This is a genomic window from Maribacter vaceletii (assembly GCF_003634105.1).
Lineage (GTDB): Bacteria > Bacteroidota > Bacteroidia > Flavobacteriales > Flavobacteriaceae > Maribacter_B > Maribacter_B vaceletii.
In genome coordinates this window covers 40137-54058 of record NZ_RBIQ01000011.1, presented here as the reverse complement: position 1 = coordinate 54058, position 13922 = coordinate 40137, and the positions used below count along the sequence as shown (strand labels likewise).

The window sequence follows — 13922 nt, the reverse complement described above, 5'->3', positions numbered from 1 at the left end:
TTTACTAAAATTATTATTTCTTAATTTCCTCTTCATTCACGAATGCTACATAAGCCATAGGCATTTCTTTGCTACCTTCCACTTTTGTGGTTTCCACTTTTATACTATTAGCATCCTTAGTATGCTCAGCAAGACCATCTTCGGTTATTGCAATACTAGGAGCTATTACTAAAGCAACAACAGACATTAATTTTAAAAGAATATTTAAGGAAGGCCCCGAAGTATCTTTAAAAGGATCCCCAACGGTATCGCCTACTACTGCCGCTTTATGAACATCTGTCCCTTTTCTTCCATCTTCCTCTATAGTTTTCTTTGCATTATCCCATGCACCACCTGCATTGGACTGAAAAATAGCCATTAAAACGCCACAAGTAGTAACACCAGCAAGTAAGCCTCCTAACATTTCTGCGCCGCCAATGCCAACTATTTTACCCCCAAAGCCAACAATTACTGGAACAGCAATAGCTAATAAACCTGGCAAGACCATTTCTTTAATAGATGCTTTTGTAGATATATCTATACATTTACCATAATCTGCAACGCCATCTGCAGCATCAAATATTTTTCTATCTTCTTCCGAAGCCTTACTCATATCCGAATCATACTTACGCATAATACCTAATGCAGCTTTTAATTCTGGAATATCTCTAAACTGACGCCGAACTTCCTCTATCATTGCCATTGCTGCTCTACCAACTGCATTCATGGACAAGGCAGAAAAAACAAAAGGCAACATACCACCAATTAATAAGCCTGCCATAATATCTGGTCTAGAAACATCTATAGAAGTTACATTTGCTGTTTTCATAAAAGCCGCAAATAATGCCAATGCCGTTAAAGCTGCTGACGCAATTGCAAACCCTTTACCTATTGCTGCGGTTGTATTACCAACAGCATCTAACTTATCTGTACGTTCACGAACTTCGCTCGGCAACTCTGCCATTTCTGCTATACCACCTGCATTATCACATATAGGACCATAAGCATCTACCGCTAATTGAATCCCTGTATTTGCCAACATACCTACTGCTGCAATAGCAATACCATATAAACCTGCTTGACTATGTGAAATAATAATTGCTGCCGCTATTAAAAGAATTGGAATAGCGGTAGACATCATTCCTACACCTAAACCTGCTATTATATTTGTTGCAGCTCCAGTTTCCGATTGTTTAACTATATCCATAACAGGTTTTTTACCCGTAGCAGTATAATACTCTGTTACTTTCCCTACTAAAAGACCCGCAACTAAACCTGCTATTGTAGCCCAAAAAACTCCCATAGAAGTATAAGTTACACCTGCTTCTACCCATGATTCTGGTAGCATTTTTTGAATAATAAAAAAAGATGCAACCAACATTAAACCTGCAGAACCAAACTCCCCAATATTTAGTGCTGTTTGCGGATTTCCACCATCCTTAACACGAACAAAAAATGTTCCTAGAATAGACATAACAATACCTGTTGCTGCTAATACTAATGGAAGATATACTGCTCCTAAACCATCAAAAGAGGAAGCAAACTCTGGTAAACCAGCATAAACAGCACCAAGTACCATTGTTCCTATAATAGAGCCAACATAAGATTCGAACAAATCTGCTCCCATGCCTGCTACATCCCCAACATTATCACCAACATTATCAGCTATAGTAGCTGGGTTTAAAGGGTGATCCTCTGGAATACCTGCCTCTACTTTACCTACTAAATCTGCACCAACATCTGCTGCTTTAGTGTATATACCTCCACCAACACGTGCAAATAAAGCTATTGAAGATGCTCCTAAAGAAAATCCAGAAAGAACATTTAACACTTCTCCAATACCCCATCCTTGTCCACTATAAATCATAAAGAGTCCGCTTAAACCCAAAACTCCTAATCCAACTACGCCAAGCCCCATTACAGCTCCTCCTGCAAATGCAACTTCTAAAGCTTTTCCTAAAGAAGTTCTTGCAGCTTGCGTTGTTCTAACATTAGCTTTAGTAGCTACTTTCATACCTATAAACCCGGCTAATGCAGAACAAATTGCCCCAACAATAAAAGATACAGCTACCATACCATTAGACCCTTCCTCAGAATTTCCTTTAAAGTAAAGCAATACAGCAACTGCTACTACAAAAACCGCTAAAACCTTGTACTCTGCTTTTAAAAAAGCCATTGCTCCGTCAGAAATGTTCTTAGCTATCCTTGCCATTTTTTCTTCCCCTTCGTCTTGTTTAGATACCCAAAGGTTTTTTACGAATACAAAAATTAAGGCCAGAATACCAAAGCCCCATAAATAGTTCACAAATACATCCATAGTTTATTATTAATTTGATATTTATATGACGCTAAATATACGAAATCAATAATAATAAAAAAGCCACTCTTAAAATTAAGAGTGGCTTTTGATTCTATATTATTGGTTTACTATATAGTAAAGGTACGTTTCTTTTTGTGTTCGCTTTTTTCATAGCGCTCTACACATTCATGATATATTTTAACTGCGTCTGCAGCATTTCCCCAACCACCAGTATCTACTTTCTTTTTCTCAAGATCTTTGTATACTTTAAAGAAATGCTCTATTTCTTTTAATCTATGTGGGTTTATATCTGAAATATCATGCTTATTACTCCATATAGGATCTGATACAGGTACACAAATTACTTTTTCATCTGGCCCTTTTTCATCAGTCATATAAAATACTCCTATAGGTCTAACTTCCATAACCACCATAGGGTATGTTGGCTGGTGCCCTAATACTAAAACGTCTAATGGATCACTATCTAAGGCTAATGTTTCTGGAATAAAACCATAATCGCCAGGGTACATCATGGAAGAAAATAACATTCTATCAAACCTAATTTTATGTAATGTAAAATCATATTCATATTTATTTCTACTTCCTTTTGGAATTTCTATTAAAACATCAAAAGTTATGCTTTTCTTTTCTGCCATTATTGTATTTTTTTTCGTGTACAAAGTTAACAAATGAACGCTAGCTCATTAATGAAATTGTATTAATTCTGAATTAATTTTAGAAATTAAACCCAAAAGTTCCTGTTACACTAAATGGCCTTGCATCTGGTGTATCTAAATAGTTACCTCTAAAGTTAAAATCTATTCTAAATATTTTAAAAATGTTCCCTATACCAAAAGAATATTCATAATACACTTTATCTGAAGGCGCTATTAATGGTGTTGTAACATTTGCTGGCGCATTTAATGCTATATTTTCATCAGACAACTGCCCCCAAACACCACGCAATCCTACAATTTCTCTTAAATTCCATTTTCTTATTAATGGAATTCTAGAAAAAAGCCTTCCATTAAAATTATGCTCTAAATGCAATGACGCATAGGTATCTGTAACAAACTCATAAAAATCTAAATTTGGGAAAGTACCATAATTAGAAAAGAAAGTTTGGTTCCCCGGAATAACACTTAATAACCCTAGAGGCACCTCTCCAAAAGTTTTTCCAATTTCAACGGTACTATACAATCTTCCAAAACCTCCTACTTGCCATGGCTGACTATAAGAAAACTGAAGTTTACTATAATTAAAATCGCTATTCATGGCGCCTTTTAACCCTTTTGTATAATTTAATAATAGTGTGCTATAGTTATCATTAATATCTCTACGTTCTACACCATGCCCTATTGTTTTTTTACCAGGGGTATATATTACTATAGTATTTACATTAAACTGTTTAACCTCTGAAGATGTTCCTGTTACAGATTCTGCATCTACATAGTCTAAACTAAAATCTCCAGGTAATGCAGAACTAAGCGTCCTAAAGTTTGCTCCCAAAGACACCCTTACATTTGTTAATGGCTCTACCTCTACACTAAGTGCACTTAAATTAATATTGGTAAGTCTATTATTTGCCCCAACAGTTAGCAAAGAGGAGGATGCTATGCTCCTTCCTAAAACATCGTTCGTAGCAGTTAAACTTACCCCCAGCTGTTCTATATCTCTTCTATTTCCTCCAGAGATTATTAATCTACTTTTATTATCTAACAAAAACTTACCAGATATACCATGTTTAACTTTTTGATCAGCAAAACCATATGCAGCATAACCTTCTACTCTCCATGGATCGTTTGGTCCATAATATGTTCTTGCCCCTAACCTTACTCTTGCCCCTTCTGCATCATTATAACCAAAAACATCGTAAACAGAACCAATATCTAAATTCCATTTATCAATTTCTACATAGCCAGATCCCAGAATACTAACTAAGTTATAATAGGACTTAAATTTGGGAACAGTTTTTAACGTATCTATTAACTTATAAATTCCTTTTTCATCTTTATTTAAAGATTCTAATCTATTCTCCTTCCAAAACTCGTCATCTTTTACAACTACCTCTGGATCAAAAGGATTCCCATCTTTCTTATAAAAATCTCTGGGTTTTTCTTTATCAAATTCATATGCATTATAAACCGTTGTTCTTTTACCGTAAACTCCTTTTGATTTTTCTTTCTTTTTAAAACTAAAATCACTCAACATATAGTCTCTCTTTAAAAGAAAAACAGAATCGTTCATTACATCAAAATCTTGCTCAATATAAATCTCCTTAACCCAGTTTATATTAGCACTTTTAGTAACTTCTAAATTTATATTTTTAATAGCGTATGTAGAATCATTTACCCAAAAATCTCCTTTAAATGTTAGTTCATTTTTTCTTCTTGGGTAGTATACAATATTATAGCACCATTTATTATCTATAAAAGCACTATCTCTAAGTGCATAGTTATAAGTATCTATTCCTGTTCTAGATAAAGGGCTTGTAAAACTTTTATCAAAAAACTTTAAGTAATTATCATAAATATCATAATCCTGATACAAATCTTCTACAAATGCAATTATTGCTTGGTTGTTATCAAAACCAGAATTCTTATTTCCTAAAATTTCTTCTTTTTCTTCTTTTATAATATTATCGCCATATACCTTAGAAAAAGTTTCATTTAAGAAAATTGGCAAGTACGTTTTTCCTGTAATTTTTGAAGTATCCAAATCTTGAAATACAAATTCTAGACCTTTAAATATTTTACGCTGCATTAAAGCACTATCTATAGTATTTAAATCAAACTCTACCTTTTCATATTTATCAAAAGCATATTGTTTAAACTTACGCACTCCATTTTCTCTTTTTTTAGCCCATATTTTTCGCAGTATATCTACTGCTGGGTTATTTTTTTTAGATTGCTTACCAGCTATAAGAACTACTTCATTCAATTGTTCGCTAGATTCTGCTAGCTTAATTTCCATTTCATAATTAACCTTAGAGTTAAGAGTTAGTGTTTGTGTTTCATAGCCTATAAAAGAAACCACAAGCGTATTATAACTTGCATCTGACTCTAAATAAAACCTTCCATTATCGTTTGTAATGGTTCCTTCAGTAGAATTCTTAAAAAGTATATTAGCAAATGCAACAGGTTCTCCCAAATCATCTAATACTATTCCAGAAACTTTAGTTTGCGCATTTACTAGTAGTGCAAATAAAAAAAGGAAAAGAAAAATTATTTTTTTCATTGTAATTATATGTTCTATTTAATGGTACTAACAAATAACGTACCAATAAAAAAGCCTCGCCGACTATTTTAAGTTGGCGAAGCTACTATTCTTTTACAAATATGTAAGTGTTTATTTACTTATATAACACTTTTTTAACGGCAGTAACCACATCTGAAGCATTTGGTAACCACTCTTCTAATAAAACTGGAGAATATGGTGCTGGTGTATCTGCTGTATTTATTTTTATAATTGGAGCATCTAAATAATCAAAAGCATTAGATTGTATATGGTATGTAATCTCTGTAGCTACATTACCAAAAGGCCAAGCTTCTTCTAAAATTACTAAGCGATTTGTTTTCTTAACAGAATCTACAACAGCTTTATAATCTAAAGGTTTAACCGTTCTTAAATCAATTATCTCACAGCTAATACCTTCTTTTTCTAACTCATCTGCCGCTTTATCTGCCTCTTTAATAATTTTACCAAAAGAAACTATAGTAACATCTGAACCTGATCTACGAATATCTGCAACACCTAAAGGAATTGTAAATTCTCCTTCTGGAACTTCTCCTTTATCACCATACATTTGCTCAGATTCCATAAAAATTACAGGATCATTATCTCTTATTGCTGCTTTTAGCAAACCTTTAGCGTCTTTAGGGTTAGAAGGTACTACTACTTTTAATCCTGGGCAATTAGCATACCAGCTTTCAAAAGCTTGGGAGTGTGTTGCAGCTAATTGTCCTGCAGAGGCTGTTGGCCCTCTAAATACTATTGGACATGGAAACTGCCCTCCAGACATTTGTCTAATTTTAGCAGCATTATTTATAATTTGATCAATACCAACTAAAGCAAAATTAAATGTCATGAATTCTATAATAGGTCTATTTCCTGTCATTGTAGAACCTACTCCTACTCCTGCAAAACCTAATTCTGCAATTGGAGTATCTATAACTCTTTTAGGACCAAATTCATCCAACATTCCTTTAGAAGCTTTATAAGCACCATTATATTCCGCAACTTCCTCTCCCATTAAATAGATAGATTCGTCTTTTCTCATTTCTTCAGACATAGCCTCCGCTATAGCTTCTCTAAACTGTAATGTTTTCATGTTTATAACAATTGAATTCCTAAATTAATTACCCAAAAGGCAAGCAAAAATAGGGAATTATATATCAAAATAATAACCATTTTAATCAAAAAAAGTTATAAATTTACTATGCACGCATAGTAAATTCAGAAATTATTAACTATCTTAGCCCTATTATATTTAAAAGCTTATTTAATCGATGAAAATATTAGTTTGCATAAGTAACGTACCAGACACCACCTCTAAAATTAATTTTACAGATGGTGACACAAAATTTGACACCAACGGTGTGCAATTTGTTATAAACCCAAATGATGAATTTGGCCTAACAAGAGCCATGTGGTTTAAAGAAAAGCAAGGCGCAACAGTACATGTAGTGTCTGTTGGAGGACCAACAATAGATCCTACAATTAGAAAAGCTCTTGCAATTGGAGCAGATGAAGCTATACGTATTAACGCAGAACCTACTGATGGTTTTTTTGTTGCACAACAACTAGCAGAAGTTGTTAAAAATGGAGATTATAACCTAGTTATAGCCGGTAGAGAATCTATTGATTATAACGGTGGTATGGTTCCTGGAATTCTTGCTGCTTTATTAGACATGAATTTTGTAAATACTTGTATTAGCTTAGAAATAGACGGTGAAAATGCTACCGCGCAAAGAGAAATAGACGGAGGAAAAGAAACCTTATCTACTTCTTTACCTCTTGTTATTGGAGGTCAAAAAGGCTTAGTACAGGAAAGTGATTTAAAAATCCCTAACATGAGAGGAATCATGATGGCTAGGCAAAAGAAATTAACTGTTGTTGAGCCTGTAGATGCACTAAACGCTACACAAGAAACTAAATTTGAGAAACCAGCAGCAAAAGGTGCTGTTAAATTAGTAGACGCTAGTAATGTTGATGAACTTATAAGTTTATTACATAATGAAGCAAAAGTAATTTAGTTTTAATTCTTTATTCCAATTAATATAGGAATATTTTTAATTTAAGAAAAAATGTCAGTTTTAGTATATACAGAATCCGAAAACGGAAAATTTAAAAAAAATGCTTTAGAGGTTGCCTCTTACGCTGCAGAAGTTGCTAAACTATTAGGAACAAATGCCGTTTCAATATCTATTAATGCAACAGAAAATGAAACTTTAGGAACTTATGGTATTAGCAAAGTATTAAATGTTAGTAATGATAAGTTATCTACATTTAATGCAAAAGGGTATGCAAATACTATTGTACAAGCTGCAAAGGCAGAAAATGCACAAGTTATTATTACTAGTTCTAGTACAGATGCTAAATATTTAGCTCCTTTAGTAAGCGCATCATTAAAAGCTGGATACGCTCCTAATGTTGTTGCTGCACCAGAAAGCACAAGTCCTTTTACCGTAAAAAGAACCGCTTTTAGTAATAAAGGATTTGCTCTAACACAAATAAATACAGAAATAAAAGTTGTTGGAGTATCTAACAATTCTTTTGGAATTATAGAAAATGCTACCACAGCAACTGTAGAAAGTTTTGACCCCTCTTTAGAGGATAATGATTTTTCAACCAAATCTACAAAAGTAGATAAGGTTATTGGAAAAGCTACAATAGCAGATGCAGATATTGTTGTATCTGGTGGAAGAGGGTTAAAAGGCCCTGAAAATTGGGGGATGATTGAAAAACTTGCCGATGTTCTTGGCGCTGCAACAGCTTGTTCTAAGCCTGTATCCGATTTAGGTTGGAGGCCACACGGAGAACACGTAGGACAAACAGGAAAGCCTGTAGCAAGTAATTTATACATTGCAATTGGTATTTCTGGAGCCATACAACATCTTGCTGGTGTAAGTGCCTCTAAGACAAAAGTTGTTATTAATACAGACCCTGAAGCTCCATTTTTTAAAGCAGCAGATTATGGTATTGTAGGCGATGCCTTTGAGGTTGTACCGCAGCTCATCGAAAAATTAAAAGAATTTAAAGCGCAAAACGCTTAATTTTTGTTAATTTGTGCCTTTCTAAAGGGTTGTTTAAATAAATGGATACCCAACTTATTTAAACAACCTTTTTTTTACAACTATTTATGAGCTTAGTAAGATTAAAAATAAAAGGGATTTCCTATAGCCAAACTCAAAATGGAGCTTATGCCCTTATTTTAAATGAAGTTGAAGGTGACCGCAAACTTCCAATTGTAATTGGCGCTTTTGAGGCACAGTCTATTGCAATAGCTTTAGAAAAAGAAATTAAACCCCCAAGACCACTAACACACGATTTATTTAAAAATTTCTCCGACAGGTTTGATATTATTGTAAAACAAGTAATTATTCACAAACTAGTAGACGGTGTTTTTTATTCTAGCATTATATGTGAAAGAGATGGTATAGAAGAAATTATTGATGCAAGAACTAGCGATGCTATTGCATTAGCATTACGTTTTGATGCTCCTATATTTACTTATAAAACTATCTTAGATAAGGCCGGTATTTTCTTAAAATTCTCTTCTAAAGATAAAGATGAGGAGAATGATGATAGTATAATGGTGGATGAAATTCTGCAAGAAGGCGGAGACCCAATAGAAATTGAATCCGGTGCAACAGATGGTTATACAGAACTTACCACAGATGAGCTTCATAAAGAGCTAAATAAAGCTGTAGCAAATGAAGATTACGAAAAAGCCGCTAAGCTAAGAGACGAAATATCTAAAAGAAACTAATTATTAAAATAGTTTGCATGAAAAACTTGCCTTGGGTAATTTTTATATTTTTTATACTTGGCATTTCTTCTTATGCTCAAGACACCACAGTACAAGATACCATAATAAGCAATACTACTATTGTAAATGATATTGCGGCTACAACACCAACAATAGTTCCTAATGCAGGGTTTTCTATACATAGTTTATGGAGAGGCATTTTAGGAATGCTAGTTATAATCGCTATCTCTTTTTTATTTAGTTCTAATAAAAAAGCAATTAACTGGAAAACTGTTGGTATAGGTTTAGGGATACAATTATTAATTGCTATTGGAGTATTAAAAGTTCCTTTTATTCAAAAAATATTTGAAGGATTAGGAAACATTTTTGTTAGTATATTAGATTTTACCAGAGCTGGAAGCCAATTTTTATTTGAAGGTTTAGTAGTAGATATGGACACCTTTGGTTTTATTTTTGCCTTTCAAGTACTCCCTACAATTATCTTTTTTTCTGCACTAACCTCTTTATTATTTTATTTAGGAGTTATACAAAAAGTGGTAAAAGCACTTGCCTTACTTTTATCTAAAACCTTAGGAATATCTGGCCCAGAAAGTCTTTCTGTTGCAGGTAATATTTTCTTAGGTCAAACGGAAGCCCCTTTGCTTATAAAAGCGTACTTAGAGAAAATGACAAAATCCGAAATCTTATTAGTTATGATTGGTGGTATGGCAACTGTTGCTGGTGCTGTTTTAGCTGCTTATATAGGATTTTTAGGTGGAGATGACCCTGCCTTACGTTTACAATTTGCTAAACATTTACTAGCAGCATCTGTAATGGCTGCTCCTGGTGCTATTGTAGTTTCAAAAATTTTATACCCACAAACCGAAGAAATAGATACTAATGTAACTGTATCTACAGAAAAAATAGGTGCAAATATATTAGATGCCATTGCAAACGGAACAACCGAAGGTTTAAAGTTAGCCGTTAATGTAGGCGCTATGCTTTTAGTTTTTGTTGCTTTTATTGCCATGATTAATGGTATATTAGAATGGACTGGAGACATAACCCACTTAAACAGTTGGATTGCTAATAATACTAGCTATGAAAAATTTTCTTTAGAAGCTATTTTAGGAACCATTTTTGCCCCTTTAATGTGGCTAATAGGTGTTGCTAATGAGGATATAATGCTCATGGGACAATTATTAGGCATAAAATTAGCTGCAAGTGAATTTATTGGTTACATACAATTAGCAGAACTTAAAAATATGGCTAATGCCACCCATTTTACTTATAATAAATCCATTATAATGGCGACTTATATGCTTTGTGGTTTTGCAAATTTCGCATCTATAGGAATACAAATAGGAGGTATTGGCTCTCTTGCTCCTGGACAAAGAAAAACGCTTTCAGAATTTGGAATGAAAGCCGTTCTAGGTGGTTCTTTAGCTTCTTTACTATCTGCTACTATTGCTGGAATGATTCTTGGATAACTACCTTTTACTAACTAAAAATTAGTAGTTAATAATTAATGGATAATTATTAATTTTCTCTTTGTTGCGCCCCAAATTCTTTTTCTATTTTTACCATTATTAAGCAATACATTTTATGAAACAATATCACGATTTACTAAAACACGTCTTAGAAACAGGAAACCAAAAAGGAGACCGTACTGGCACCGGAACTGTTAGTGTTTTTGGACATCAAATGCGATTTGACCTCAGCGAAGGTTTCCCTATGGTTACCACCAAAAAATTGCATTTAAAATCTATCGTGTATGAGTTGCTTTGGTTTTTAAAAGGAGATACTAATATAAAGTACCTACAAGAAAATGGCGTTCGTATTTGGAACGAGTGGGCAGACGAGAACGGAGACCTAGGTCCTGTTTACGGTCACCAATGGCGTAATTGGAATAGCGATGAAATAGACCAAATTAAAGAAGTTATTCATTCTCTAAAGACCAACCCTAATAGCAGAAGAATGTTAGTTTCTGCATGGAACCCTAGCGTACTACCAGATACTTCTAAATCTTTTTCCGAGAATGTTGCTAACGGTAAAGCAGCCCTACCTCCTTGTCATGCATTTTTTCAATTTTATGTTGCTGATGGTAAATTATCTTGCCAATTATACCAACGTAGTGCCGATATTTTTCTTGGTGTTCCTTTTAATATTGCATCTTATGCCTTGTTTACCACGATGATGGCTCAAGTATGCGGTTACGAAGCCGGGGAGTTTATACACACCTTTGGCGATGCCCATATTTATAACAACCATATGGAGCAAGTAGAATTACAATTGAGTAGAGAGCCAAGAGCCCTACCAAAAATGACATTAAACCCAGAAATTAAAGATATTTTCGATTTTAATTTTGAGGATTTCACCTTGACCGACTATAACCCTCACCCCCATATTAAAGGTATTGTAGCTATTTAAAATAACAAAAACATAGTTTAAACTATTCCAAACATTTTTAGCAATTTTTGTCTTTTACATAATCCTTATCTTTAAAGGAAAATAGTTTTAATGACCCGTATAGAATCTTTATTACTACAATTTATACAGACTAGACAGCATACGCAAGATATATGTAACCCCTTGGAGCTAGAAGATTATGTTGTACAACCTATAGAAGACGTTTCTCCTCCCAAATGGCATTTAGGACATACTACTTGGTTTTTTGAGGAATTTATTTTAAAAAAACATCTTACAAACTACACCTTATTTAGTGATGATTTCTCCTTTGTTTTTAATAGCTACTATGAAACCGTTGGCAAACGAGTAATACGCTCTAATAGAGGTAATTTATCTAGACCATCTGTTCAAAAAATATACGAATACAGAGATTATGTTACTAACGCATTAAAAGAAGTAATAGCAAAAAATAACAGTCTAGAATTAGAAAATCTGTTAGAAATTGGTATTCACCATGAAAAACAGCATCAAGAATTACTCATAACCGATATTAAATTTATCTTAGGAAATAACCCGCTACTTCCTGCATATAACAATACCATAAAAGAACATTCCCCAGAAACCCACATGCATGAATGGATAACTATAGAAGAAGGAGTTTATGAAATTGGTCACCATACAGATGAGTTTTGTTATGATAATGAATTAGGTAGACATAAAATATACTTACAGCCTTACCAAATAGCTAACAAACTAGTTACCAATAAAGAATATATTGCTTTTATAGAAAATGGTGGCTATACCAACCATAACTATTGGCATGCAGAAGGATGGGATTGGGTAAAAAATAATAACATTACATCTCCATTATATTGGCATAATATAGATGGTAAATGGCATTATTATACTTTAAATGGACTACAAGAAATAGATTTAAATGCTCCAGTTACACATATTTCATATTTTGAAGCTTTTGCATATGCTCAATTTAAAAAACTAAGACTACCAACCGAATTTGAATGGGAAATAGCGCAAAATAAATTCTCTTGGGGAGATAGATGGGAATGGACAGAAAGCGCTTATTTACCTTATCCTGGATACGCAAAAGCAGATGGTGCTCTAGGGGAATATAATGGGAAATTTATGGTGAACCAAAAAGTATTAAGAGGAGGTTCTATTGCCACTCCAACGCAACATACAAGACCTACATACCGTAATTTTTTTCAAACAAATTTAAGATGGCAATATACCGGGTTAAGGTTAGCCAAATAATTACGACCTAATAATTATGCAAGAAAAAACCACCGTACTTTTTAAAACCACTTTTGAAGAGGACATTTATAATGGCCTAACAGATTACCCTAAACATTTATCTTCAAAATATTTTTACGATACTAAAGGAGATAAACTATTCCAAGAAATAATGGCAATGCCAGAATATTACTTAACAGATAGTGAGTATGATATTCTTTCAAAATACAAAGAACAGATTTCTTCTTTATTCCAAAGAGACAGTCAATCTTTTAACTTAATTGAACTAGGAGCTGGCGATGGAAAAAAAACAAAAATTCTACTAGAACATTTATCTAATTCTAATGTAGATTTTGTGTATCAACCTATAGATATTAGTCAAAATGCTTTAGATCAATTAGGTAGCTCTATTAATGAAGAATTTCCTAAAATAAAGGTAAACAAGAGACAAGGAACTTATTTTAATGCACTTAAAAATATTGAAGTCCCTAGTAACTCTAGAAAAATTATTCTTTTTTTAGGCTCCAATATAGGAAACATGGAACACAGTGATGCAATAGAATTTCTTAGTTCCATTACCCAATACATGAACCCTGATGATTTACTATTTGTTGGTTTTGATTTAAAGAAAAATCCGCAAACTATTCTAGATGCTTATAATGACCAAACAGGTATTACTGCTGCTTTTAATAAAAATATTTTAACAAGAATTAATACTTCTTTACATGCTAATTTTAATTTAGAAGCTTTTAAACATTGGGAAACCTATAATCCAGAAACTGGAACCGCAAAAAGCTATTTAGTTTCTACAATTGACCAAGAAGTTTTAATAGAAAAATTAGAGTTAAAAATTAATTTTAATGCATGGGAAACTATACATACAGAAATTTCTCAAAAATATGATGAACATACTGTGCAAATGTTAGCAAAAAATGCAGGCTTAACTATTGAAACAGAATTTAGCGACCAAAAGAATTATTACAAAAACTATATTTTCAAGAAAAAATAAATCCT

11 protein-coding genes are annotated in these 13922 nt (G+C 33.2%); 7 read left to right on the top strand and 4 right to left on the bottom strand.

From position 1 onward, the window contains the following. Positions 1-13: 13 nt before the first annotated feature. The 4 genes from CLV91_RS14355 to CLV91_RS14340 form a co-directional block, all read right to left on the bottom strand. A complete protein-coding gene (locus CLV91_RS14355) occupies positions 14-2296 on the bottom strand; it encodes a sodium-translocating pyrophosphatase (protein ID WP_121068923.1) in 2283 nt (760 codons plus the stop codon). 110 nt (positions 2297-2406) lie between these two features. Beyond that, positions 2407-2934, bottom strand: a complete 528-nt coding sequence (locus CLV91_RS14350) for an inorganic diphosphatase (protein ID WP_121068922.1) — start codon at positions 2932-2934, stop codon at positions 2407-2409. Between the two features lie 79 nt (positions 2935-3013). Beyond that, positions 3014-5515: a DUF5686 family protein gene (locus CLV91_RS14345; protein ID WP_121068921.1), complete on the bottom strand. Its 2502-nt coding sequence runs from the start codon at positions 5513-5515 to the stop codon at positions 3014-3016. A 115-nt stretch (positions 5516-5630) separates the two neighbouring features. Continuing rightward, positions 5631-6608: a pyruvate dehydrogenase complex E1 component subunit beta gene (locus CLV91_RS14340; RefSeq protein ID WP_121068920.1), complete on the bottom strand. Its 978-nt coding sequence runs from the start codon at positions 6606-6608 to the stop codon at positions 5631-5633. A 178-nt stretch (positions 6609-6786) separates the two neighbouring features. On the opposite strand from CLV91_RS14340, the gene CLV91_RS14335 reads away from it, so the two are divergent. From CLV91_RS14335 to egtD, 7 genes are all read left to right on the top strand, one after another. Beyond that, on the top strand, positions 6787-7533 hold the full coding sequence (locus CLV91_RS14335) for an electron transfer flavoprotein subunit beta/FixA family protein (protein WP_121068919.1): 747 nt from the start codon (positions 6787-6789) through the stop codon (positions 7531-7533). A gap of 51 nt (positions 7534-7584) precedes the next feature. Next, positions 7585-8553 (top strand): electron transfer flavoprotein subunit alpha/FixB family protein, encoded by a 969-nt coding sequence (locus CLV91_RS14330; RefSeq protein WP_121068918.1) that lies wholly within the window; start codon positions 7585-7587, stop codon positions 8551-8553. Between the two features lie 86 nt (positions 8554-8639). Then, positions 8640-9269: a bifunctional nuclease family protein gene (locus CLV91_RS14325; protein ID WP_121068917.1), complete on the top strand. Its 630-nt coding sequence runs from the start codon at positions 8640-8642 to the stop codon at positions 9267-9269. Between the two features lie 17 nt (positions 9270-9286). Continuing rightward, positions 9287-10738 (top strand): NupC/NupG family nucleoside CNT transporter, encoded by a 1452-nt coding sequence (locus CLV91_RS14320; protein WP_121068916.1) that lies wholly within the window; start codon positions 9287-9289, stop codon positions 10736-10738. A 115-nt stretch (positions 10739-10853) separates the two neighbouring features. Continuing rightward, positions 10854-11678 carry a thymidylate synthase gene (locus CLV91_RS14315; RefSeq protein ID WP_121068915.1) on the top strand — a complete coding sequence of 275 codons (825 nt, stop codon included), beginning with the start codon at positions 10854-10856 and terminating at the stop codon, positions 11676-11678. 90 nt (positions 11679-11768) lie between these two features. Then, positions 11769-12929, top strand: a complete 1161-nt coding sequence (egtB, locus tag CLV91_RS14310; protein ID WP_121068914.1) for an ergothioneine biosynthesis protein EgtB — start codon at positions 11769-11771, stop codon at positions 12927-12929. Positions 12930-12945: 16 nt separating this feature from the next. Next, a complete protein-coding gene (gene egtD / locus CLV91_RS14305) occupies positions 12946-13917 on the top strand; it encodes an L-histidine N(alpha)-methyltransferase (RefSeq protein WP_121068913.1) in 972 nt (323 codons plus the stop codon). Positions 13918-13922 lie beyond the last annotated feature (5 nt).

Bases quoted from the DNA above. Each gene is read 5' to 3' on its own strand.
- CLV91_RS14355 (WP_121068923.1), bottom strand. From the start codon at position 2,296: ATGGATGTATTTGTGAACTATTTATGGGGCTTTGGTATTCTGGCCTTA.
- CLV91_RS14350 (WP_121068922.1), bottom strand. From the start codon at position 2,934: ATGGCAGAAAAGAAAAGCATAACTTTTGATGTTTTAATAGAAATTCCA.
- CLV91_RS14345 (WP_121068921.1), bottom strand. From the start codon at position 5,515: ATGAAAAAAATAATTTTTCTTTTCCTTTTTTTATTTGCACTACTAGTA.
- CLV91_RS14340 (WP_121068920.1), bottom strand. From the start codon at position 6,608: ATGAAAACATTACAGTTTAGAGAAGCTATAGCGGAGGCTATGTCTGAA.
- CLV91_RS14335 (WP_121068919.1), top strand. From the start codon at position 6,787: ATGAAAATATTAGTTTGCATAAGTAACGTACCAGACACCACCTCTAAA.
- CLV91_RS14330 (WP_121068918.1), top strand. From the start codon at position 7,585: ATGTCAGTTTTAGTATATACAGAATCCGAAAACGGAAAATTTAAAAAA.
- CLV91_RS14325 (WP_121068917.1), top strand. From the start codon at position 8,640: ATGAGCTTAGTAAGATTAAAAATAAAAGGGATTTCCTATAGCCAAACT.
- CLV91_RS14320 (WP_121068916.1), top strand. From the start codon at position 9,287: ATGAAAAACTTGCCTTGGGTAATTTTTATATTTTTTATACTTGGCATT.
- CLV91_RS14315 (WP_121068915.1), top strand. From the start codon at position 10,854: ATGAAACAATATCACGATTTACTAAAACACGTCTTAGAAACAGGAAAC.
- egtB (WP_121068914.1), top strand. From the start codon at position 11,769: ATGACCCGTATAGAATCTTTATTACTACAATTTATACAGACTAGACAG.
- egtD (WP_121068913.1), top strand. From the start codon at position 12,946: ATGCAAGAAAAAACCACCGTACTTTTTAAAACCACTTTTGAAGAGGAC.